Origin of the sequence: Streptomyces liliiviolaceus (assembly GCF_018070025.1) — a bacterium.
Classification (GTDB): Bacteria; Actinomycetota; Actinomycetes; order Streptomycetales; family Streptomycetaceae; genus Streptomyces; species Streptomyces liliiviolaceus.
In genome coordinates, this window is record NZ_JAGPYQ010000002.1 from 1,109,484 (window position 1) to 1,132,637 (window position 23,154).

A 23,154-nucleotide genomic window follows, 5' to 3' on the forward strand; every position below is an offset into this window, starting at 1 on the left:
TCGGGTGCGGGTCGACGACGGTTGCTCGCGCAGTTCCCCGAGCCCCTGACGGGGCGAGGCAAGGCCGGACACGTCATGTCACGGAAACACCCCTACGAACCACCCTCAACCTCCAACACCCCACCAGAGGACCCACCCCCCAGGGGCGCGGGGAACGGCGCAACCAGCCACAGCGGACCCGCAGAACACAACCCGCCCGAAGCCACCCCCACTCAGGGGCGCGAGGAACGGCGCGACCAGCCACAGCGGACCCGCAGACGACGACCCGGCCGAAGCCACCCCCTCCCAGGGGCGCGGGGAACGGCGCGACCAGCCGCAGCGGGTCCGCAGCCGACGACCCGGTCCGAGGGCCCCCAGGCCCGGAGGGAACACCCCCCGCCCCCTACGACCGCGTCAACGCCAAAAGATCCCGCGCAGGCCCCGCCGGCCGATGCCCCGTCGGCCACACCGCCCGGAGGGCCCGGCTCAGTCGGACCCCGTCCACCGGAATCTCCACCAGCCGCCGCGCGGACAGCTCCTCGCCGAGGGCCAGTTCGCTCAGGACCGCCGGCCCCGCCCCCGACGCCGCGGACGCCTTCACCGCCGTCGTCGACGACAGCTCGATCAGCGGGCGGGCCGGCCCGCCGAGCGCCGCGTCCAGCACCTGCCGCGTCCCCGACCCCTCCTCCCGCAGGATCAGCGGCGTAGCCGCCAACTCCCCCACGTCGAGCGCCCGCCGCCGCCGCGCCCACGCGTGCCCGGGCGCGGTGACCACGATCAGCCGGTCGTGCGCGATCACCACCGAGTCGAGCCCGCCCGCCACGGACACCCCCTCCACGAACCCGAGGTCCGCCTCACCCGAGAGCACCCGCTCGGCCACCACCGTCGAGTTCCCGGCGAGCAGCGACACCGCCGTGTCCGGCCGCTGCCCCCGCAACGCGATGAGCCAGCCCGGCAACAGGTACTCCGCGATCGTCATGCTCGCGGCCACCCTCAGCCGCGAGTCCCGCCGGTCCCGCAGCGCCTGCGCCCCCGCGTCGAACGCCTCCGCCGCCTCCACCACCCGCCGGGCCCAGTCCGTGACCAGCGCCCCCGCGTCGGTGAGCCGTGACCCCCTGGGCGACCGCTCCACCAGCGCGACCCCCAACTGCCGTTCCATGGAACGGATCCGGCTGCTGGCGGCGGGCTGGGTGATCCCGAGTTCCCGCGCCGCCCGGCCGAGGCTCCCGAGCCGCGCCACGGCGAGCAGCAGCTCCAGCGCGCCCAGCTCGGGCACCCGGTGCGACAGCCCGCCGCCCGTCCCCGCCACCGCACGGACCGGCCGGTCGTCCGTCCCGTCACTCCGACTCATAAACCCACCTTATGCCCCCATAGGCCGGAACTCCCTGGTGACCGCCCCGTCCGGGCGGCACCGTGGACGCATGGTCACCGCCGTCCCCCGCCTTCCCACCCACAGAGGGCACACCGATCACCTCGGCCCCACCCGGCCCCGCCCCGCCCCCGCCGCCTTCACCGTCCGTCACCTCGGACCCAACTGGTACGCCCCCGTCATGGGCACCGCGATCGTGGCCACGGCGGGCGCCGGACTCCCGTTCGGCGCCCCCGGCCTGCGTACCGTCTGCACGGCGTTCTGGGCGCTCTCCCTGGTCCTGCTCACCGGCCTGCTCGTCGCACGGGCCGTGCACTGGGTCCGGCACGGGGACCGGGCGAGGGCCCACCTCATGGACCCGGCGGTGGCACCGTTCTACGGGTGCCTGTCGATGGCCCTGCTCGCCGTCGGCGGCGGCGCCCTCGTCGTGGGCCGGGACTGGATCGGCACCCCGGCGGCGGTCGCCCTGGACACCGTCCTGTTCACCGCCGGCACCCTGACCGGCCTGACCGCCGCCGTGGCCGTCCCGTATCTGATGATCACGCGTCACCGGCCGGACGTCTCGCAGGTCGGCCCCGTCTGGCTGCTCCCCCTCGTCGCCCCGATGGTGTCCGCGGCCCTCGGCCCGCTGCTCGTCCCGCATCTGCCGCCGGGCGCGCCCCGCGCGACGCTGCTGCTCGCCTGCTTCGCGATGTTCGGCCTGAGTCTGCTGGCCACGCTGGTGACGCTCCCGATGATCTTCGCCCGGCTCCTCACGGGCGGCCCGCCGCCGCTCGCCCTCACCCCGGCCCTGTTCCTGGTCCTGGGTCCGCTGGGGCAGTCCACGACGGCCGTGGACAAGTTCGCCGTCGCCGCGCCCGGGGTCGTACCGGCCCCGTACGACCAGGGTCTCGTCGTCCTGGCGGTGCTCTACGGAGTGCCGGTGACGGGCTTCGCGCTGTTCTGGCTCGCGCTGGCCGGCGCGCTGGTGGTGCGGGCCCACCGCAGGGGCATGCGCTTCACGATGACCTGGTGGGCGTTCACCTTCCCGGTGGGCACCTGCGTCACCGGCGCCGAAGGGCTCGGACGGCACACGGGGCTCGCGGTCTACGACGGCCTCGCGGTCGCCCTGTACACCCTGCTGCTCGCCGCCTGGGCCGTGGCCGCCGCGCACACCGCCCGGGGCCTGTTCAGCGGACGGCTGCTCGCAGCGCCCCGGCCAGCGCTCCCGGGGCCTGCGCCAACGACGGCCCGTACCACGTGAGATGGCGTCCGTCGACGAGCGCGCAGGGCACCCCGGGGAACTCCTCGGGGCCGTCGTCCCGGGTGAAGCGGTACGGCTCGTCGGGCAACACGATCAGGTCGAGACGGGCGGCGCGCAGTGCGTCGGCGGGGACACGCGGATAGCGCTCGGCGTGGTCGGCGTACGCGTTGTCGACGCCTAGGCGCGCCAGCAGGTCCCCGGCGAAGGTGTCCCGGCCGACGACCATCCAGGGGCGCCGCCAGATCGGCACGGCCGCGCGCAGCCGGACCGGCGGACAGGGCGGGTCGAGCCACGCCGCCTCGGCCTCGTCCAGCCAGCGCGGTCGCCCGCGTACACCGCACGCCGCTGTCACCCGCTCCAGTTCACGGAAGGCCCCCGGCAGATCCCGTACCTCGGTGACGAGGACCTCGATGCCCGCCTGCCGCAGCGCCGTCAGGTCGGGCTCGCGGTTCTCCTCCTCGTTGGCGATCACCAGGTCCGGGGCGAGCGCGACGATCCGCTCGACGTCCGGGTTCTTGGTGCCGCCGACGCGTACGACGTCGAGCCCGGCGGGGTGGCTGCACCAGTCGGTCGCGCCGACGAGGGTGCCCGGGGCGGACACGGCGACCGCCTCGGTGAGGGAGGGCACCAGTGACACCACCCTCGGCCGCGCTGTCGCGGCCGGGCCGGCGTGCTGCTCAACGGCTGAGATCGTCGACCGCCTCGATGTGGTCCGCGACCGCGACGACCAGGACGCGGGTGTCCTCCTCGGTGGCCCGCCAGCGATGGCGCACCCCGCCGGTCAGATACAGGGTGTCGCCCTTGCCGAGGCGGTAGGCGCGGCCCTCCGCCTCGACCTCGACGACGCCTTCGGCCACGTACATCAACTCGTCGTTGCGGTGCTGGAACTCGCGGCCGGCGTCCTGGTCGCCGGAGAACTCCATGGCGTGCAACTGGTGGTGACCGCGCACCAGGGGGCGCACACGGGGCTCATGGGTGAACTCGGAGTCGTCGGCGCGCACCACGTCGACACTGCGCGCCGGGTCGGCTGCCGCCAGCAGTTCCACGCGGGTCGTGCCGAGGGCGTCGGCCACGCGTTCCAGGGAGCGCGTACTGGGCCGGGCCCGCTCGTTCTCGACCTGGCTGAGGAACGGCACCGACAGGCCACTGCGCTCGGCGACGACGGCGAGGGTCAGCTCCAGCGCCCGGCGCCGCCGCCTGACGGCCGCGCCCACTCGAAGGGATTCCTTGTTCTCGTCCATCGCTTCGGCTCCCCCCTGTGCGTCGTCGGTGCGCGGGTTCCTGATGTGTTGTCTGCACCCTACGGGTGTTCGCCAAACCGTTTCATGCGGCCGTCACATCCCCGTAAACATTGCCTCATCGGTCGTGTATATGCGGCGAGGGGCGGTCGGCACCGTACGGTACCGTCCGCCCCTCTTCGTCGTGCTCGTCCGTTACTACGGAGTCATGCGTTCCACCATGTCCGGGTGCTCCTTGAGCCACGCGGCCACGGCGTCCTCCTCATGTCCCTGGCCGCGGTCCTTGATCTCGGCCTCCAGGCTGCCGAGTTCGTCCTCGGTCATCTTGAAGTTCTTGATCCACTTGGTGAGCTGCGGATACTCGTCGGGGAACTTCTTGTTGGAGATGGTCCGGATCGTGTTGCCCTCACCGAACAGCTTCTTCTCGTCCGACAGCTTCGTCAGCTTGTACTCGCTGTAGGCCCAGTGCGGCGACCACAGGGTGACGGCGACGGGCTCCTTCTTGGCGTACGCGCGCTTCAGCTCGGCCAGCATCGCGGGCGTGGAGCCGTCGACGACCTTGTACTCCTTGTCGAGCCCGTAGCCCGGAAGCACGTCCTTCTTCAGGAGGTTCATCTCGCCGGTGCCCGGCTCGATCCCGATGATCCTGCCGTCGAACGTGTCGGCCTTGCCCTTGAGGTCCTCCAGGGACTTGACGTCCTTGACGTAGGAGGGCACCGCGATCTCCAGGGACGTCGGCTCGTACCAGGTGCCGAGGTCCTTCAGGTTGTCCTTGTGCTTGTTCCAGTAGTTCGACTGCGCGTACGGGAGCCAGGCGTCGAAGTTGAGGTCGATGTCGCCGGAGGCCAGGCCCGTGTAGACCGGGCCGACGTCCATCTGCTTCAGGTTCAGCGTGTAGCCGCGCCGGGCCAGGACGTTCTTCCACAGGTACGTGACGGCGACGTCCTCGTCCCACGGGAACCAGGCGACGTCGATGGCCTTCTTCGCCTCGGCGGGGGTGCTTGAGGAGGAGCTCGCGACCGGCGCCAGCTCGTCGACGACCTTGGAGTTGCTCTTCAGCCAGGTGCGCACGGCGTCCTGCTGGGCGCCCTTGCCGGCCTTGTTGATCTCCGCCTCAAGGCTGGTGAGCTGGTCCTCGGTCATCTTGAAGTTCTTGAGCCACTTGCCGACGATCGGGTCGTCCTTCGCGAACCCCTTGCGGGACAGCGTGTGCACACCGTCGCCCTTGCCCCAGGCGTTCTTGGTGTCCTTGAGCTTCTTCAGCTTGTACTCGCTGTACGCCCAGTGCGGCGACCAGAGCGTGCCGACGAACGGCTCCTTCTTGGCGTACGCGCGCTTCAGCTCGGCCAGCATCGCGGGCGTCGAGCTGTCGACGACCTTGTACTCCTTGTCGAGCCCGTACTCCTTGAGGACCTTCGTCTTGAGCAGGCCCATCATTCCGGCGCTGGACTCGATGCCGGTGATCTTGCCGTCGAACTCGCCGGCCTTGCCCTTGAGGTCCTCCAGGGTCTCGACGTCGTCCATGTAGGCGGGCACGCTCAGCTCCAGGGACGTCGGGCCGAACCAGGAGCCCATGTCGTCGAGCTGCTTGCCGTACTTCTTCCAGTACTCCGCGTGGGTGACGGGCAGCCAGGAGTCGGTCTGGAAGTCGATGTCGCCCTGCGCGAGGGAGGTGTAGAGGGGGCCCGCGTCGAACTGCTTGACGTCGACCTTGTAGCCGCGCTGCTCCAGGATCTCCTTCCACAGGAAGGTGGAGGCGACGCCCTCGTCCCAGGGGATGTAACCGATGGTGATCTTCTTGCCCTGGCCGACGTTCTTCGAGTCGGACGCGGCCGTCTGGGTGTCGTCGGAGCCGAACATGCCCATGCCGCCCGCGACGAGCGCCAGCACGACCACACCGATCACGGCCACGGTGGGCTGCGGGCGGTAGGTCCAGATCTTCAGGCCCTGCGCGGCGCGCAGCTTGGCGGCGGCGCGGCGGCCGAGCGGCGAGACCTGGGTGCCCAGCGCGCTGGTCATCCGGTCCAGGTAGATGGCGAGGATGACGATGGCGACGCCCGCCTCGGAGCCGAGGCCGACGTTCAGCTGGCCGATCGCCTCGTTCACGTCACCGCCGAGGCCGCCGGTGCCGACCATCCCCGCGATGGCGGCCATGGACAGACCCAGCATGATGACCTGGTTGACGCCCGCCATGACGGTGGGCAGGGCCAGCGGCAGCTGGACGCGCAGCAAGACGTTGCCGGGGGTGGTGCCGAACGCGTCGGCGGCCTCGACCAGTTCCTTGTCGACCTGCCGGATGCCCAGTTCGGTCATCCGGACGCCGGGTGCCAGCGCGAAGATCAGGGTGGCCACGATGCCCGCGGGGGCGCCGGTGCCGAAGAACAGGATCGCCGGGATCAGGTAGATCATCGCCGGCAGCGTCTGCATGAAGTCGAGCACGGGCCGCACGATGGCGCTGACCCGGTCCGAGCGGGCCGCCCAGATGCCGACGGGCACGGAGATGACGAGCGCGATGATCGTCGCCACCAGGACGAGCGACAGGGTCACCATCGCGTTCTCCCACAGTTCGAGGGAGTCGATGAACGCGAATCCCACGAAGGTGAGCAGACCTGCCGAGGTGCCGCGCAGCCAGAACGCGATGACCGCGAAGATGCCCGCGAGGAGGAGCGGTTCGGGGGCCTGGAGGACGGCGTTGATGCCGTCGTAGGCGCCGAGGAAGACGGTCTTGAAGAAGTCGAAGAGCCACGCCATGTGGTTCAGCAGCCAGTCGACCGCGTCGTTGACCCAGTCGCCGAAGGGGACTCTAGGCATCGGTCTTCACCGCCCCGAGGGTCTTGCCGCCGGGAGAGTCGCAGGGCGCGGGTTCCCCCTGTTCGTCACCGAGGAAGCCGACGAGCCGCCGCCGTGGCACGACGCCGACCAGCTTCCCCTTCTTGTCGACGACGGCGACGGGGTGCGTCAGCCGCGCGCTGATCGCGCACAGCTCGCCGAACGACGAGTCGGGCCGGGCGGTCTCGCAGCCGCAGTCCGCCTCGTCGCCGCGCAGCTCCGTGTCCATGACGGAGGCCGCGGTGAGGACCCGGGAGCGGTCGACGTCCTGGGTGAAGGAGGCCACGTAGTCGTTGGCGGGGCGCACGAGGATGTCCTCGGCGGTGCCTATCTGTACGATCCGGCCGTCCCGCATCACGGCGATGCGGTCGCCCAGGCGCATGGCCTCGTTGAGGTCGTGGGTGATGAACACGATGGTTTTCTTGAGTTTCTTCTGTAGTTCGATCAGCTGGTCCTGCATGTCGCGGCGGATCAGCGGGTCGAGCGCGCTGAACGACTCGTCCATCAGCAGCAGGTCGGCGTCGGTGGCGAGCGCGCGGGCGAGGCCCACACGCTGCTGCATACCGCCGGACAGCTCGTCGGGCCAGGACTTCTCCCAGCCGGCGAGGCCCGCCAGGATCAGGGCCTTGTTGGCGCGCTCGTGGCGTTCGGCGCGCGGCACCCCCTGCACCTCAAGTCCGTACGCGGCGTTCTCCAGGACGCTGCGGTGCGGGAAGAGCGCGAAGTGCTGGAAGACCATGCTCACCTTGCGGGAGCGGACCTCGCGCATCTCACGGTCGTTCAGCGCGGTCAGGTCCTGACCGTCGAAGACCACGCGTCCCTCGGTCGGCTCCAGGAGCCCGTTGAGCATGCGCAGCAGCGTGGACTTGCCGGATCCCGAGAGTCCCATCACGACGAAGATCTCGCCGGGTTCCACCGTGAAGGAGGCGTCGATCACCGCGGCCGTGATGCCGTCGGCGCGCAGTTCCTCGCGGTCGGCTCCCCCTCGCAGTCGCTCGACGGCCTCGCCGGGTCGTCTGCCGAACACTTTGTAGAGCTGTTCCGCCTGCAGCCTGGATGACACAAGTACCTCTCCGGTCGAACGAAGACGGCCCGCCTCCCCCGCCGGCGGGCCGTGGAGCGACGCGGGTTCCGCCCGCTCATCCGGTCCGCGCATGTTCAGTGTTGTTGAAAATGCGACCGGGTTCGCTCCGGATCGGCGCCTGCCCTGACTCGGATGGCCCAAACCCGACCGTGTTCCAGTTCACACGGTGTTTACTTCGGGAAGGTTGCGGAACCCGCTTCCGTCCTCTTCCCGAAACGGGCCCGCAATGGACCCTTCGGCCACCGTCCGCGCCGCAGGGTGACTGTCAGTGGCGTACGGCATGATGCGGGGCGTGACGCAGCAGACTCAGCAGCCCCGGCGAACCATGCTCCTCGACACCGCTTCCCTGTACTTTCGCGCCTACTTCGGGGTGCCGGAATCCGTGAAGGCCCCGGACGGCACTCCTGTGAACGCCGTGCGGGGACTTCTTGAGTTCATCGACCGGCTGGTGAAGGACCACCGGCCGGACGACCTGGTGGCCTGCATGGACGCGGACTGGCGCCCGCAGTGGCGGGTCGACCTGATCCCCTCCTACAAGGCGCACCGCGTGGCCCAGGAGACCGAGACGGGCCCGGACGAGGAGGAGGTGCCCGACACCCTCTCGCCGCAGGTACCGGTCATCGAGGAGATCCTGGACGCGCTGGGCATCGCGCGCGTGGGCGTCGAGGGGTACGAGGCGGACGACGTCATCGGCACGTTCACCGGCCGCGCCACGGGCCCGGTCGACATCGTCACCGGCGACCGCGACCTGTACCAGCTGGTGGACGACGAGCGGGGGGTGCGCGTGCTGTACCCGCTCAAGGGCGTCGGCTCCCTGCAGCTCACGGACGAGGCCTGGCTGCGCGAGAAGTACGGCGTCGACGGTCCGGGGTACGCGGATCTCGCGCTGCTGCGCGGCGACCCCAGCGACGGGCTGCCGGGCGTGCCGGGCATCGGCGAGAAGACGGCGGCCAAACTGCTGGCCGAGTTCGGGGACCTGGCCGGGATCATGGCGGCGGTGGACGACCCGAAGGCCAAGCTCACCCCGTCGCAGCGCAAGCGCCTGGACGAGTCGCGGCCGTACGTGTCGGTCGCGCCGAAGGTCGTCAAGGTGGCCGGTGACGTGCCCCTGCCCGAGGTGGACACGGCGGTGCCCCGCTCCCCCCGCGATCCGGCGGCCCTGGACGCACTGGCGGCTCGCTGGGGTCTCGGCGGCTCACTGACGCGGTTGCTGTCGACTCTGGGGTCGTGAGAGGGACACTGGACGGGTGGGGTCGCGTCACGGGTTCCCGTGCATCTGAAGCGTGTCACGGGGTGTGGCCCGGGGAGAGGTGCTAACTTAGGTAAGCCTTAGCGAACTTATCCAGGAGGCCGTTATGGCAGAGCGTCCGGCACGCAAGGCTCCCAGGCCGCACTCCGCGCGAGTCGTCCGTACGGAGCGGCTGACACCGCACATGCAGCGCGTGGTCCTCGGTGGCGAAGGGCTCGCCGACTTCACCGCGGGCACCAGCACCGACCATTACGTGAAGCTGCTGTTCGGCGCCGAGGGCGTGACGTATCCGGAGCCCTTCGACATGGCGCGGATCCGCGAGGAGTTCCCCCGTGAGCAGTGGCCCGTCACACGTACGTACACCGTGCGCGCCTGGGACCCCGAGCAGCGCGAGCTGACCCTCGACTTCGTGATCCACGGCGACGAGGGACTCGCCGGGCCCTGGGCCGCCCATGTCCGGGCGGGCGAGCTCATCCGGTTCCTCGGACCGGGCGGGGCGTACGCGCCCGACACGGAGGCCGACTGGCATCTGCTGGCCGGTGACGAGAGCGCGCTGCCCGCCATCGCCGCCTCGCTGGAGGGAATGCCCAACGGAGCGCGGGTGCATGCCTTCGTGGAGGTCTCGGGGCCGGAGGAGGAGCAGAAGTTCGACTCCGCCGTGGAGGTCGTCTGGCTGCACCGCGGTGACCGGCCGGTCGGCGAGGCCCTGGTGGCGGCCGTCCGGGCCCTGGAGTTCCCGGCGGGCCGGGTGCACGCGTTCGTGCACGGCGAGGCGGGCTTCGTGAAGGAGCTGCGGCGGCTGCTGCGCGTCGAGCGGGAGATTCCCCGTGAGGACATCTCCATCTCCGGGTACTGGCGGCTGGGGCACAACGAGGACGGGTGGCAGGCCGCGAAGCGGGACTGGAACGCGCAGGTCGAGGCCGAGCAGGAGGGTGCGCCTCCCGTCGCCTCTGCCTGAGAGGTCTCCCTCCTGCTCCTGCTTTCGCCCCCCCTCTCTCTCGCGACGGAACGCGTTGAAGGCAGCACCTCTGCGTACGCTGACCAGGTGAGACGCAAAAGCAGGATTCCGCCCTCTCCCCTGCCCCAGCGCGAAGGGGTCGATCCGGTGCGGGTGCGGCTGCCTGCCGACGGGGCCTGGAGCACCGTACGGGAGTACCTGGCGGAGCGGTTCGGGTCGCGGGCCCCGGTGGTCGACGGGATGCTCGCCGCCGGAGAGATCGTGGACGCGGACGGGCGGCCGGTGACGACGGCCACGGTCTACGCGCCGGGGATGTTCGTGTGGTTCCACCGCGAACTCCCCGACGAGGAGCGGGTGCCGTTCCCCGTCGAGGTCGTCTTCCGCGACGAGCACATCGTGGTCGCCGACAAACCGCACTTCATCGCCACGACTCCCCGGGGCAGTCATGTCACCGAGACGGTCCTCGCACGGCTGCGGCGGGAACTCGGGGTACCGGCGCTGGGCGCCGCGCACCGGCTCGACCGGCTCACCGCCGGGCTGGTGCTGTTCACCGTGCGCCCCGAGGAACGGGGCGCGTATCAGTCGCTGTTCCGCGACCGGCTCGTACGCAAGGAGTACGAGGCGGTGGCGGCGTACGCACCGGCGCTGGACCTGCCCGTGACGGTCCGCAGCCGGATCCTGAAGGAGCGGGGGGTGCTCGCCGCACAGGAGGTGCCGGGCGAGCCGAACGCCGAGACCCGCGTCGAGCTGATGGAGCACCAAGAGGACCGGGCCCGCTACCGGCTGCTGCCGCACACCGGGCAGACCCATCAACTGCGGGTGCACATGAGCGCGTTGGGTGTGCCGATCCTCGGCGACCCGCTGTATCCGGTGGTCACCGGCCCCGTGCCGGCCGGTGACTTCCGGCGTCCGCTCCAACTGCTGGCCCGGGTGCTGGAGTTCACCGATCCGGTCACGGAGCGCAGCCATTCGTTCCGCAGCGGGCGGACCCTCCTGGCCTGGTCCGCGTACGACGACTGGGCCGGTGACGGCCGGGCTCAGTAGCCGCGCCACCAGCGCACGAAGCGCTGCCAGGCGCCGAGCCGCTGTCCTTCCGGACCGGTGGCCGGGTCGGCGGCCGGGGGCTCCGGCAGGTCGATCGTGGGACGCGGCACCGGGGCGGCGTCCGGGGACGGGTCGGAGAGGTCCCAGTCGGGGCGCGGGCGGGGCACCTCGCTGACGCCGGGCCGCTCCATGACGTCCTGCGGCGAGGCGGGGGCGAACACGACCGGCAGTTCCGCCAGGTGCCGCGAGGAGATCGAAGCGGTCCATGTCAGGTCGCCCTCGTCCACGGAGAGCTGGACGTCCGGGAGCCGCTTGAGGAGCGCGTCGACGCCGACGTCCGCGATGGCACGGCCGATGTCCTGGCCGGGGCACTCGTGCGGGCCGCCGCCGAAGGCGAGGTGCGAGCGATTGCCCATCATGTTCGCCTTGAGGTCCGGGCGGACGTGCGGGTCGACGTTGCCCGCCGCCATCCCGAGGAGCAGCCCGTCGCCCTTGCGGATGCGCTGCCCACCCAGCTCCGTGTCCTGCTTGGCGAAGTAGCCGAGGACGTTGCTGAACGGCGGCTCGTTCCACAGGGACTGCTCCACCGCCTGGGGCACCGTCATCTGGCCGCCGTTGAGCTGGGCGCGGAAGCCAGGGTCGGTGAGCACCACGCGCAGCACGTTGGCCAGGAGGTTCGCCGTGGCCTCGTACGCGGCGAGGAGGACGACCCGCAGATGCTGGCCCACCTCCTCGTCGGTGAGCCCGGCCGGGTGGTTGATGAGGTGGCTGGTGAAGTCCTCGGCGGGCTCGGCCCGGCGGCGGACCGTGAGCCGCATCAGCACGCTCATGACGTACTCGTTGCTGGCGATCGCGGTCTCGGTGCCCTTGAGGAGGTCGCGGGTGGCCTGCACCATCCGGTCGTCGTACTCCTCGGGCATGCCGAGGATCTCGCACAGCACGGCCATCGGCAGATGTTCGGCGAACTGGGAGACCAGGTCGGCGGTGCCGCGGTGGCAGAAGTGGTTGACCAGCTCCTGCGTCCAGTGGTTGATGTGGCGGCGCAGGTCACGGGAGTTGATGGTCGACATGGCGCCCATCACCGAGCCGCGCAGCCGCTGGTGCTCGTCGCCCTCGGCGTGGGAGCAGATGGGCTGCCAGGTGATGAGCGGCATCAGCGGGTGGTCGGGACCCGCCGTGCCGTCCAGGAGCGGGGTCCAGATACGGCTGTCACGGGTGTAGACCGAGGGGTTGCTGATCATGTGGAGGTTCTCGCCGTGTCCGAGCACCATCCAGATGGGCACGTCGTTGTGGAGCAGCACGGGCGCCACGGCGCCGTGCTCGGCGCGCAGCTTCTCGTACAGCCCCGCCAGATCCTGCGCGTCGGGCCCGTACAGCCGGCGCAGCCCGCCGGGCCCGGTGCCATGGGCCGGACAGCCCGGCGGCGGCCCGGCCATGGGGTCGTCCGTATCGGTCAGAGAATGAGATTCAGGCGTCACGGTGATCGCTTTCGGGAAGGGGTTGAGCCGGGGTCGGGGATGTCGGGCGAACGGATGCGGCGGCAGGCTGGATGACCGGGGCGCGGCAGGCTGAAGGCAGGGGCGCAGCCTCGTCTTCAGGGGCGCGGGGCTGTGTCGATCTGCGGCTCCGCCGCGTGGGCGCGACCAGCCCCCACGGGCCCGCAGATCACCACGGCGCCCGCAGCGGAGTGCCTACGCCGAGGCCATGGCCATCGAGTGCAGAAACCGCATCAACGTCATCAGCACGTCCCGGCTGGAAGCCCGCCGCCGCGCGTCGCACGTCATCATGGGAATCTCCTCGGACAGGTCGAGCGCCGCCCGCAGGTCCGCCATCGGGTAACGCGGCCCGTCCGGGAAGTCGTTGACGGCGACGACGAACGGCACGCCGCGCTCCTCCAGCCGGCCGATGACGTCGAAGCTGACCTCCAGGCGCCGGGTGTCGACCAGGACGACCGCGCCCAGGGCGCCCTCGAACAGGCCGTTCCACAGGAACCAGAAGCGCTCCTGTCCGGGGGTACCGAACAGGTACAGCACCAGCTGTTCGGTGATGCTGATGCGGCCGAAGTCCATCGCGACGGTGGTCGCCGTCTTCGTGTCGGAGCCGTAGTTGTCGTCGACCCCGATGCCGGCCTGCGTCATGGTCTCTTCGGTGGTCAGCGGCCTGATCTCGCTGACGGAACCCACCATCGTCGTCTTGCCGACCCCGAAGCCGCCCACGATCACGATCTTCACCGCGGCGGTCGCCGTGTGCGGGAGGTGGTCCTCGGCGCGGGGCCCCGGGACGGTGTCAGAGCTTTTGAAGTCCATGCATCACCGCTTCGAGAAGGGATCGGTCGGGCAGCTCCGCGCGGACGATCGGAGCGCGCACCTGTACCAGTTCGGCCGTCAGCAACTCGGTCAGCAGTACGGTCACCACGCTGAACGGCAGATTGAGATAGGCCGAGACCTCGGCCACGGACATGGGGGCCTGGCAGAGCCGGAGCAGCGCCGACTGTTCCGGCTGGGCGGTGGGCGGGGCGTCGGCGCACGCCACGACTAAGGTCACCAGGTCGAGTTCGGCACGGTCGCCGCCCCCGACCTGGCCGGTGACGACATACAGCCGTTCCGGCTCGCGGGGCCGGTCCTGCCCGCCCGGGCCTGCGTGTCCGCCGGGCCCTTCCGGCGGGGGCGCGGGTTTCGGTTTGGGCGCCGCCCTGGGCAGGCGGCGGCGTCGTTGGGGAGGGCTCATACGGTCTGCCCGTTCCGCCGGGGCGGACTCGTGAGGTGCGCGCCGATCCGGACGACGAGGTCACGCATCCGCGCGCTCATGAGTCCGGCGTCGACGTGGGCCTCCGCCAGCACCGCGAGATAGGCGTTGGGGCCCGCGGCCATCATGTAGAAGTAGCCGCCCTCCATCTCGATGATGACCATGCGCATCTTGCCGTCGGTGTCGGGGATCTCGGTGGCGACGGCCCCGGCGAGGCTCTGCAGGCCGGCGCAGGCCGCGGCGATGCGGTCGGCGGCGTCGGGGTCGCCGCCGTACCGGGCGATGCGCAGACCGTCGGCGGAGAGGACGACCACCTGCCGGGTGCCGTACACCCCGTCGGACAGCTCCTTGAGCATCCAGTCGAAATTGGCGCGCTGCTGGATCACTTGAGGTCCCCCTCGTCGTCGGCCTCGGTGCGGGCCGGACTGTTCGTCGCTCCGGGCGTCTGCTGCTGGTCGCCGTCGCCTTTGAGGCCGGCCATGAACGCCTCGACCCACAGCCCGGGTTCCTTCTCTTCCTTCTTCTTGGGCACCTGGGTGGACGACCGGGTCCAGTCGATGACGGGGCGGCCCTCCTTGCGCGCGGCCTCGGCCTCCGCGGCGGCGGCCCTGGCCTCCTTCACCCGCTGGCTGTAGGGGACCGTGACCCGGCTGCGGCGCTGCGGCAGTCCGTTGGCCGTCCACTCGGTGACCTCGGGGACGTCGTCCTCCATCTCGTCCGGCTTGGAGGTACGGGGTCCGGTGGTGGGGCGGCGCTTCTTCTCGACGCGCTGGGGGCCCTCGACGCCGTCGAAGTCGACCTTGGGCACGGCCGCCGCGCCGATGCCGTGGGCGAGACCGGGGGCGTTGTCCTCGGTGAGCAGCTTGCGCGGTACGACGAGGACCGCGCGTACGCCGCCGTACGCGGACTGGCGCAGGGAGACCTGCATGTCGTACATGTCCATGAGGCGGCCGACGACGGCGAGGCCGAGCCGGGGGTCCTCGCCGAGCTGGTTGAGGTCGGGGCCCTTCGCCGCCTGCGCGAGCATCCGCTCGGCCCGGGTGCGGGCCTCCTCGCTGAGGCTGACTCCGGCGTCCTCGATCTCGATGGCCACACCGGTCTGCACCTCCACGGCGGTGACGTGGACCTTGGTGTGCGGCGGCGAGTAGCGCGTGGCGTTGTCGAGGAGTTCGGCGGCGGCGTGGATGACCGGCTCGACGTGGATGCCGTCGACGCTCACCTTGGCGATGGAGTGCAGCTCGATGCGCCGGTACTCCAGGATGCGGGACATGGCACCGCGCAGCACGCTGTACAGCGGGACGGGCGCGGGCCACTGGCGGCCGGGGCGGCCGCCGCCGAGCACGGCGATGGAGTCGGCGAGGCGGCCGATCAGCGCGGTGCCGTGGTCGATGCGCAGCAGGTCGTCGAAGACCTCGGGGTTGCGCCCGTGGTCCTCCTCCATCTCGCGGAGTTCCACGTTCTGCTGGTGGACGATCGCCTGCACGCGGCGGGCGATGTTGACGAAGGAGCGCTGCGCGGCCTCGCGCTGCAGTTCCTCGTTGTCGATGATCCGCAGCAGTTCGATCAGGAGCGCGCGCTGGGAGCGGGGGATGTTCCGCTGGGCGGGGTCGTTGTCGATGAGCCGCCGGACCGTCTCCTGGGGGGAGCGGCCGCCGCGCATCGCCTTGAGCACGGTGGGCAGCAGGTGCTCGCGGAGATGGTCGATCTCGGCGTCGTGCAGGGAGACGCGCCGTTCCATGGATTCCGTGCGGCGGGCGAGTTCGGCCCGCGCAGCGCGGATGACCCGGCCGCGCCGGACCGCTTCCGCCGCTGTGGCGATCACGAGCAGGGTCGCGACGGCTCCGCACCAGCCGACGGCCGCGCGAGCCGGCTGCGTCACCAGGGCGACGGCGGTGCCGGTCGCGGCGGCCATCACTATGGCCGGCAGCAGCAGCACGCGCGCGTAGGGAACGTCACGGCCACCGGGAGGCAATTGAACACTCACCATGTATGCCCTCTGAGACAGGTCGACTGGAGGTCGGGGGGAGGTATCTGGATCTTCAGAACTTGGGGGAACAAGCGCACGAATTCATCTCAACTCGGTGCGCTGCGGGCGAGCTTAGTCCGACCGGATCATCGCTGTGTCATATTCAGCAACCACCTGAAATCGCCCTCGCAACAGGAGTACGCTCAGCCCCATTTACACGCCACGCATCCGAACGAACACCTAGAGTCACTGCGTACGGGCATGCGAAAGCCCCTCATCAGAAGGGGTGATGGGGGCTTTCACGCCACTACGGAACATGCCCGGACCCGGGCACCCTCACAGCAGAAGGGCCCCGGGTCCGTCCGGTCGCTCGGCGTCTTCGGCGTCTCGTGCCCGCGGCGTCTCAGCCCACCGACGAGTACGCCACCACTCCGCGCAGTAGTTGGTCGACCGCCTTACGGGCGTTCTTCGCCACCGTCGAACTCGCGGCGGACGACGTCGGTGCCGCCGCCGAGATCTGCCCGAGCACGTCGATGACCTGCTTGCACCAGCGCACGAAGTCACCGGCGGGCATCTCCGCCTCGCGCAGCACCTCGTCGAGGCCCTTGCCCGACGCCCACTCGTGCGCCGCCCAGGCGAAGCCCAGGTCGGGCTCGCGCTGGCCCACGCCCTCGGTCTGGGTGATGCGGAAGTCCTCCTCCAGGGCGTCGAGGCGACCCCAGATGCGGACCATCTCGCCCAGTGCGGCCTTCGCCCTGCCGGACGGCAGCTTGGGCGCCATCGCGTCGTCGCCGACCCGGGACTCGTACACCAGCGCCGAGACGCACGCGGCCAGTTCGGCCGGCCCCAGGCCCTCCCACACGCCCTCGCGCAGGCATTCGCTGGAGAGCAGGTCCATCTCGCCGTACAACCGGGCGAGCCGCTTGCCGTGCTCGGTGACCTCGTCGGCCCGCAGGTAGTCCATCTCGGTGAGCAGCGCCACGATGCGGTCGAAGGTACGGGCGATGGTGTTCGTCCGGCCCTCGATGCGCTGCTCCAGCTGCGCGGTGTCGCGCCGCAGCCGGTGGTAGCGCTCGGCCCAGCGGGCGTGGTCCTCACGGTCGCTGCACCCGTGGCAGGGGTGGGCCCGGATGGCGGTCCGCAGCCGGGCGATCTCGCGGTCGTCGGCGGCCTCGGCGCGCTTCTTGCGGTGCCGGTCGGGCACGATGTGCCCGGCCTTGGTGCGCAGCGCGGAGGCCAGATCGCGGCGCGACTGCGGTGAGCGCGCGTTGAACGACTTCGGGATGCGCATCCGCTCCAGGGCCTCCACGGGCACCGGGAAGTCCATCGACGCGAGCCGCTTGACCTGCCGCTCGGCGGTGAGCACGAGCGGGCGGGGCCCGTCGTGCTGCTCGAAGCCGCGGTGGCCGTTGGACCGGCCCGCGGGCAGCCCCGGGTCCAGGACCAGCGCGAGCCCCGCGAACTTGCCGGTGGGCACATGGATGATGTCGCCCGGCTTGAGCTTCTCCAGTGCGACAGCCGCCTCGGCGCGCCGCTGGGAGGCGCCCTGCTTGGCCAGCTCGGTCTCGCGGTCCTTCAGCTCGCGCCGCAGTCGCGCGTACTCGTCGAAGTCCCCGAGGTGGCAGGTCATCGACTCCTTGTAGCCCTCAAGTCCCTCCTCGTTGCGCTGCACCTGGCGGGAGATCCCGACGACCGACTTGTCGGCCTGGAACTGCGCGAAGGACGTCTCAAGCAGCTCGCGCGAGCGGTGCCGCCCGAACTGCTCGACGAGGTTGACCGCCATGTTGTACGACGGCTTGAAGCTGGAACGCAGCGGGTACGTGCGCGTGCCGGCGAGCCCCGCGAGGTGGTCGGGGTTCATCCCGCGCTGCCACAGCACCACCGCGTGGCCCTCGACATCGATGCCACGGCGGCCGGCCCGCCCGGTGAGCTGGGTGTACTCACCGGGGGTGATGTCCGCGTGCTGCTCGCCGTTCCACTTGACGAGCTTTTCCAGGACCACCGAACGGGCGGGCATGTTGATGCCCAGCGCGAGGGTCTCGGTGGCGAACACGGCCTTCACCAGGCCGCGTACGAACAGTTCCTCGACGACCTCCTTGAACGTCGGCAGCATGCCCGCGTGGTGGGCCGCGATGCCGCGCTCCAGGCCTTCCAGCCACTCGTAGTAGCCGAGGACGTGCAGGTCCTCGTCCGGGATGGACGCCGTGCGCTCCTCGACGAGGGCACGCACCCGTTCCCGGGCGTCCTCGTCGTTCAGCCGCAGGCCCGCGTACAGGCACTGCTGGACGGCGGCCTCGCAGGCCGCGCGGCTGAAGATGAACGTGATGGCGGGCAGCAGCCCTTCGGAGTCGAGCCGCTCGATGACCTCGGGCCGGCCCGGCGTCCACACCCGGGAACGCTGTCTGCGCTCGCGCTCCCGGTCGGCGTCGCGCATCGCGCGGCCGCGCTTGCGGTCCTGGTACGACGGACGGCTGGCCTCCATGCGCGCCAGGCGCGTGAGGTCGGGGTTGACGGCCTTCTTGTGGCCCTCGCCCTCCTCGAAGAGGTCGTACATCCGCCGGCCGCCGAGCACGTGCTGGAACAGCGGGACGGGCCGGTGCTCGGAGACGATCACCTCGGTGTCGCCGCGCACGGTGTCGAGCCAGTCCCCGAACTCCTCCGCGTTCGACACGGTCGCCGACAGCGACACCAGCGTGACCGACTCGGGGAGGTGGATGATCACTTCCTCCCACACGGCGCCGCGGAAGCGGTCCGAGAGGTAGTGCACCTCGTCCATGACGACGTACCCGAGGCCCAGGAGGGTCTGCGAGCCCGCGTACAGCATGTTGCGCAGCACCTCGGTGGTCATCACGACCACCGGGGCATCGCTGTTGACGCTGTTGTCGCCGGTCAGGAGGCCCACCTTGTCCGCGCCGTAACGGCGGGACAGGTCCGCGTACTTCTGGTTCGACAGGGCCTTGATGGGTGTCGTGTAGAAGCACTTCTTGCCCTGTCGGAGGGCGAGATGGACGGCGAACTCGCCCACGATCGTCTTGCCCGAGCCGGTGGGCGCGGCCACCAGGACTCCTTTGCCCCCTTCAAGAGCTTTACAGGCCTCGATCTGGAAGGGGTCGAGGCCGAAGTCGTACATCTCGCGGAAGCCCGCGAGCGCGGTGGCCTGCTCGACAGCGCGCTTCCGTGCTGCCGCGTACCGCTCGGCCGGTGAGAGGTCGTCTGTCATCGTGCTTTCGAGACTACCGGCCACCACTGACAACAGGACGATCATTATCCGATCGGAGCACGCGGATCCGCCCCCGCCCGGTTCCGTCCGGTGTGTCCGCCCCGCTCCCGAAGGCTTCTCCGCCGCCTCCCGGGGCCCTCACGGCCCCGCGACGCGCACGGCTCCCCGTACGCATTCCGCCGTCAGCGGCAGGGGGCCCAGGCGTTCGCCGTCCGCGTAGGCCGTGATGTCGTCCGCGGCCAGTTCGATCTTCGTGGCCCGGTGGGTGGTGACCATGGGGTGGTTCAGGTGGGTGCCCTTGTAGACCTGGGGGAAGACCCGGAGCAGCGAGGCGCGGCTGCACGGGCCGACCACGGTGATGTCGAAGAGCCCGTCGGTGAGGTCCGCGTCCGCGCAGATCCGCATGCCGCCTCCGTAGGAGGGCCCGTTGCCGACGGCCACCAGCGTCGCCTCGGTCTCCCGGACCTCGCCGTCGTCCAGCGTGATGCGGTACGGGAAGGGCGTGAAGGCGGCGAGTTCGGCGAGCATCGCGAGGTCGTACCTGAACCGGCCGCTGGGCCAACGCATGCGGTTGCCGCGGTCGTTGACCCGCGAGTCGAACCCGGAGGCGAGGACCGTGCCGAACCATGTGCCGCCCACCCGCCCGAGGTCGACGTCGCGCACCCGGGCGCCCTTGAGCGCCTCGGCGACCGTCCGTCCCGCGGCCGCCGGATCCCGTACGGGCAGTCCCAGCGCCCGCGCGAAGTCGTTGCCGGTACCGACGGCGACCAGTCCCAGAGGCGTGTCCGTGCCCGCGACGGCCTGCAGGGCGAGGCCGGCCATGCCGTCGCCCCCGACGGCCACCAGGGCGTCTGTACCGGCCGCCACGGCGGCACGCGCGCGTGTGAGGGCCTCCCGGGCGTTCTCACCGAGGACCGTACGCACGGAGAAGCCCGCGGCCCTCAGAGCCGAAGCGGCCGGCTGCGCCGCGCGGGCGCCCCGGCCGCGTCCCGCGGTGGGATTGACGAAGAGGGTGATCTCGCTGGTCACGGCCCGGACCCTACAAGGTCGGCGCCATGCTCAGGTCACGTCGTCGTAACCGTTGATCCGCTCCCGCTCGCCGTCCGGCTGCGCGGGCAGCGCGCGGTTGGCCGTCACGGGTTCGATGTCGCCGATGTCCTCGGGGGTGAGGTCGAGTTCGGAGGCCTCGTCGTCGTCGGGCCCCTCGGCCTCGCGACGGTCCCTGCGGCGGTCGTTCAGCAGGGAGAAGGCGGTGGCCCCGAAGTACAGGATCCAGATGGGTCCGGCGAGCGCCAGCATCGTCAGCGGGTCCGTGCTCGGCGTGGCGACGGCGGCGAAGACGGTGATGCCCATGATCATGCCGCGCCACCAGCCGGCCATGCGCCTGCCGGTGATCACGCCGGTCATGTTGAGCATCACCAGGAGCAGCGGGAGCTCGAAGGAGAGACCGAAGACGACGACCATGCGGGTCACGAGGTCGAGCAGGTCGTCCAGCGGCAGCAGGTTGTCGACGCCGAACGGGGTGAACTCGATCAGGACCTTCGCGGTGGTGGGAAGCACCTTGTAGGCGAAGAAGGCGCCACCGAGGAAGAGCGGGACACCCGACGCGACGAACGCGTACGCGTACTTCTTCTCGCTGCGGTGCAGGCCCGGCGCGACGAACGCCCAGAGCTGGTACAGCCACACCGGCGAGGCCAGCACGACACCGGCCATCAGCGACACCTTCAGGGCCAGCGTGAAGGGCGTCAGCAGACCGTTGATCGTGATCTGTGCGCAGGGGTCGTCGGACGACGACTTCGCCAGCTGCTGGAAGGTCTTGTCGCAGCCGACCTCTTTGAGGATCGGCTCAGTGAAGAAGTTGATGATGTCGTTGTAGAAGAAGGCGGCGACGATCGTCACGAGGACGATGGCCAGCATCGCCTTCGCGAGCCGGTTGCGGAGCTCGCGAAGGTGTTCCGCGAGGGGCATCCGCCCCTCCGGATCCTTCTCTTCCTTCTGACGGACAGACTTCAGCAACCCACGTTCCCATCTCGTGCAGGGGGCCGGCGGTCACCGGCCCTGCGTCAGCGCTTGGTCGTGTCCGTGGGCTCGGTGACCGGGCGGGAGCTGGTCACGTCACCGGGCGCGGCCTGGATGGTGCGGTGGGGCTGCTGGTCGTCCTGGGGCGGCGCGGCCGGGGCGGCGGCGTCGTCCTTGCCCTCGCTCTTCATCGCCTTGGCCTCGCTCTTGAGGATGCGGGCGGACTTGCCCAGGGAGCGGGCCATGTCGGGAAGCTTCTTCGCGCCGAACAGCAGGATGACGACGACGAGGATGAGAATGATCTCGGGAGCGCCGAGCCTTCCGAACATAAGCTTTTACCTTCTCACCGAGGCGGCGTGGTTGGGTTGCTGCCCGACCGGTCGGACGTCTGTCCGAGGGTCGCGCTGGCAGCGATCGTAACGCTCAGGGGTGAACGCGAGGCAATCCCTGTGCGTACTCCCAGTTCGCGGTCGGCGCCTCACTTTCCGGTCCGCGACCTGCAGCGTACCTGCCGACCCTGCGAACTTGACAGGTCAGAGTGACTCAAAGCCCCCGCACAGGACGGCTCAGAGGGCGTCCGCGGAACGGGCCACTCCGACGGACGCGTGCTCCAGGTCCTCGGCCGCGCGGCTGATCCGGCGTGCGGATTCGTCGACCTGCCTGCCCAGCCGTTCCGCCTCCAGGAAGACACGCACGGCGAGCACGCCGAGCACGGTGATTCCCAGGAAACCCACAGCGATCGCGAACATCGGCCAGAACATGGCTCGACCCTATGCCCCCCGGCCCGTCCCCTGCAGACGCAGGGCCCGCACCCCGCCCCCGGTGAGCAGTTCGACGATGCGCTCCCCGGCCGGTTTGCGCACCGACGCGCGGCACTGCGGGCAGGTGAAGGAGTAGAAAGTGGTCCGATGTGTGGCGCCGACGACCAGGCGCAGGGCGCTCGCGGCCAGCTCGAAGCCGCCCCGGCAGTCCGGGCACGCGGCCTTGAACAGCACGGGGTCCACTCTCGTCATCCCGGAGAACGCGGACGCCACGGACATCTCACTCGCACCAGACATTGCCGACCCGCTCACAGCCCTTGCTCCTGCCTGCCGTACAGCCCGTCATGAACTCCGTGCGACCCGCCCTGCGGGTCCCGCACTCCCCCGTCACCACCGGAGGGAGCGTCCGTGACACCGTCGCGGGGCGCCTGTGGTCGGGCCTGCGGCCCGCTCCCGGCGTCGTACGCGTCCAGTGGTCCGTCGTAGGCCGCGAGCGCCTCACGCGCCGCGCGGCGGGCGCTGTCGGCGACCTCCGGCGGCGAGACGATCCGGCCGTCGCGCCCGAGCCGCAGTGCCAGACGGCGCAGCGACGCCGGGTCCGGGGTGCGCAGCGTGATGCGCAGCCCGCCGTCCGGCAGCTCCTCGGCGCTGTCGTGGGGGTAGTACTCGGCGACCCAGCGTCCGCCGGGGCCGACCTCCACGACCACCTCGGGGTCCTCGGCGGCCGGCTGCACCAGCCCCTCCGAGAGGTCCCGCAGCTCGATCTCGGGCGGCGCGGACGGCTCGTCGAGGATCTTGATCTCGGCGACCCGGTCGAGCCGGAAGGTGCGCCGGGCCTCCGAGCGCCGGCACCAGGCCTCCACGTACGTGTGCCCGACGCTGACCAGGCGGATCGGGTCGATCTCGCGCTCGCTCAGCTCGTCCCGCGACGGCGAGTAGTAGCGGATCCACAGCCGTCGCCGCTCGGAGATGGCCCGGTCGACGTCCGCGAAGACCCCGCCCTCCGCCTCGAAGGTGACCGACAGCCGGGAGCTCGCGCCCGCGGCCTCGCCGGAGGCGGCCTCCACCTTGGCGGTGGCCCGCAGCAGCGCCTGCCGGTCGCCCTCGCGCAGTCCCGGCAGGGTCGACACGGCCCGCGCGGCCACGAGCAGCGCGGTCGCCTCGTCCGCGGCGATCCGCAGCGGCTCCGCGACGTCGTCGGGGTTGTGCCACCAGATCCGGTCGCCGTCGGTGTCGATGTCGAGCAGGTCGCCGCCGCGGAAACTGGTCCCGCACAGCGGCAGCACGTCGAGGTCGGAGATCAGCTCGTCCTCGGTGATCCCGAAGGCCCGCGCCACGTCCTCGATCCGCGCGCCGGGGCGCTCGCGCAGATACGTCACCAGGGACAGCATCCGCCGCGTCTGGTCGATCGCGTTCGTGGGCCTGGCCGGTTTTCCCGCCACTTTCCTAC

General features: G+C 70.8%; 21 protein-coding genes. 4 read left to right on the forward strand and 17 right to left on the reverse strand.

Annotated elements, in window-relative coordinates; translation table 11 throughout:
* Positions 1–382: 382 nt before the first annotated feature.
* Entirely contained in the window at positions 383–1,330 is a 948-nt protein-coding gene (locus J8N05_RS40285; RefSeq protein ID WP_210892021.1) for a LysR family transcriptional regulator, read from the reverse strand.
* Between the two features lie 70 nt (positions 1,331–1,400).
* Here J8N05_RS40285 and J8N05_RS40290 point away from each other — a divergent pair, with 70 nt between their 5' ends.
* The gene (locus J8N05_RS40290; protein WP_210892023.1) at positions 1,401–2,591 is read left to right on the forward strand and encodes a TDT family transporter; all 1,191 of its coding nucleotides are present in this window, start codon (positions 1,401–1,403) and stop codon (positions 2,589–2,591) included.
* Here the strand turns inward: J8N05_RS40290 and J8N05_RS40295 are convergent.
* The 4 genes from J8N05_RS40295 to J8N05_RS40310 form a co-directional block, all read right to left on the reverse strand.
* On the reverse strand, positions 2,518–3,219 hold the full coding sequence (locus J8N05_RS40295) for a helical backbone metal receptor (RefSeq protein ID WP_247706884.1): 702 nt from the start codon (positions 3,217–3,219) through the stop codon (positions 2,518–2,520). The two genes, J8N05_RS40290 and J8N05_RS40295, sit on opposite strands and share 74 nt — an antisense overlap.
* A 49-nt stretch (positions 3,220–3,268) precedes the next feature.
* Positions 3,269–3,832, reverse strand: coding sequence for a helix-turn-helix domain-containing protein (locus tag J8N05_RS40300; RefSeq protein ID WP_107019833.1), 564 nt, complete (start codon positions 3,830–3,832; stop codon positions 3,269–3,271).
* 195 nt (positions 3,833–4,027) lie between these two features.
* A complete protein-coding gene (locus tag J8N05_RS40305; RefSeq protein WP_210892026.1) occupies positions 4,028–6,640 on the reverse strand; it encodes an ABC transporter permease/substrate binding protein in 2,613 nt (870 codons plus the stop codon).
* Entirely contained in the window at positions 6,633–7,721 is a 1,089-nt protein-coding gene (locus J8N05_RS40310; protein ID WP_210892029.1) for a quaternary amine ABC transporter ATP-binding protein, read from the reverse strand. The genes J8N05_RS40305 and J8N05_RS40310 overlap by 8 nt, the downstream gene beginning before the upstream one ends.
* Before the next feature lie 304 nt (positions 7,722–8,025).
* Here J8N05_RS40310 and J8N05_RS40315 point away from each other — a divergent pair, with 304 nt between their 5' ends.
* From J8N05_RS40315 to J8N05_RS40325, 3 genes are all read left to right on the forward strand, one after another.
* Complete coding sequence (locus tag J8N05_RS40315) at positions 8,026–8,973, forward strand: 5'-3' exonuclease (RefSeq protein ID WP_247707006.1); 948 nt, start codon at positions 8,026–8,028, stop codon at positions 8,971–8,973.
* 124 nt (positions 8,974–9,097) lie between these two features.
* Positions 9,098–9,949, forward strand: coding sequence for a siderophore-interacting protein (locus tag J8N05_RS40320; protein ID WP_210892030.1), 852 nt, complete (start codon positions 9,098–9,100; stop codon positions 9,947–9,949).
* An 87-nt stretch (positions 9,950–10,036) separates the two neighbouring features.
* A complete protein-coding gene (locus J8N05_RS40325; RefSeq protein ID WP_210892032.1) occupies positions 10,037–10,993 on the forward strand; it encodes an RluA family pseudouridine synthase in 957 nt (318 codons plus the stop codon).
* Here the strand turns inward: J8N05_RS40325 and J8N05_RS40330 are convergent.
* From J8N05_RS40330 to J8N05_RS40385, 12 genes are all read right to left on the reverse strand, one after another.
* Positions 10,987–12,429, reverse strand: a complete 1,443-nt coding sequence (locus J8N05_RS40330) for a cytochrome P450 (RefSeq protein WP_247706885.1) — start codon at positions 12,427–12,429, stop codon at positions 10,987–10,989. The two genes, J8N05_RS40325 and J8N05_RS40330, sit on opposite strands and share 7 nt — an antisense overlap.
* A 255-nt stretch (positions 12,430–12,684) precedes the next feature.
* Positions 12,685–13,299 (reverse strand): GTP-binding protein, encoded by a 615-nt coding sequence (locus J8N05_RS40335; protein WP_210892036.1) that lies wholly within the window; start codon positions 13,297–13,299, stop codon positions 12,685–12,687.
* The gene (locus J8N05_RS40340) at positions 13,280–13,720 is read right to left on the reverse strand and encodes a DUF742 domain-containing protein (RefSeq protein WP_210892038.1); all 441 of its coding nucleotides are present in this window, start codon (positions 13,718–13,720) and stop codon (positions 13,280–13,282) included. The genes J8N05_RS40335 and J8N05_RS40340 overlap by 20 nt, the downstream gene beginning before the upstream one ends.
* The gene (locus tag J8N05_RS40345; RefSeq protein ID WP_107019841.1) at positions 13,717–14,124 is read right to left on the reverse strand and encodes a roadblock/LC7 domain-containing protein; all 408 of its coding nucleotides are present in this window, start codon (positions 14,122–14,124) and stop codon (positions 13,717–13,719) included. The genes J8N05_RS40340 and J8N05_RS40345 overlap by 4 nt, the downstream gene beginning before the upstream one ends.
* Positions 14,121–15,725 carry a sensor histidine kinase gene (locus J8N05_RS40350; RefSeq protein ID WP_210892040.1) on the reverse strand — a complete coding sequence of 535 codons (1,605 nt, stop codon included), beginning with the start codon at positions 15,723–15,725 and terminating at the stop codon, positions 14,121–14,123. Before J8N05_RS40350 ends, J8N05_RS40345 begins: the two co-directional genes overlap by 4 nt.
* A 382-nt stretch (positions 15,726–16,107) precedes the next feature.
* A complete protein-coding gene (locus tag J8N05_RS40355; protein ID WP_210892042.1) occupies positions 16,108–18,969 on the reverse strand; it encodes a DEAD/DEAH box helicase in 2,862 nt (953 codons plus the stop codon).
* A gap of 93 nt (positions 18,970–19,062) precedes the next feature.
* Positions 19,063–19,953 (reverse strand): diacylglycerol kinase, encoded by an 891-nt coding sequence (locus tag J8N05_RS40360; RefSeq protein ID WP_210892044.1) that lies wholly within the window; start codon positions 19,951–19,953, stop codon positions 19,063–19,065.
* Between the two features lie 30 nt (positions 19,954–19,983).
* Positions 19,984–20,940 (reverse strand): twin-arginine translocase subunit TatC, encoded by a 957-nt coding sequence (tatC, locus tag J8N05_RS40365; RefSeq protein ID WP_210892046.1) that lies wholly within the window; start codon positions 20,938–20,940, stop codon positions 19,984–19,986.
* Between the two features lie 47 nt (positions 20,941–20,987).
* Positions 20,988–21,272, reverse strand: coding sequence for a Sec-independent protein translocase subunit TatA (gene tatA / locus J8N05_RS40370; RefSeq protein ID WP_107019846.1), 285 nt, complete (start codon positions 21,270–21,272; stop codon positions 20,988–20,990).
* Positions 21,273–21,509: 237 nt separating this feature from the next.
* Positions 21,510–21,704: a hypothetical protein gene (locus J8N05_RS40375; protein WP_210892048.1), complete on the reverse strand. Its 195-nt coding sequence runs from the start codon at positions 21,702–21,704 to the stop codon at positions 21,510–21,512.
* A gap of 9 nt (positions 21,705–21,713) precedes the next feature.
* Positions 21,714–22,001, reverse strand: a complete 288-nt coding sequence (locus J8N05_RS40380) for a hypothetical protein (protein ID WP_210892050.1) — start codon at positions 21,999–22,001, stop codon at positions 21,714–21,716.
* Positions 22,002–22,012: 11 nt separating this feature from the next.
* The gene (locus tag J8N05_RS40385; RefSeq protein ID WP_210892052.1) at positions 22,013–23,146 is read right to left on the reverse strand and encodes a helix-turn-helix transcriptional regulator; all 1,134 of its coding nucleotides are present in this window, start codon (positions 23,144–23,146) and stop codon (positions 22,013–22,015) included.
* Positions 23,147–23,154 lie beyond the last annotated feature (8 nt).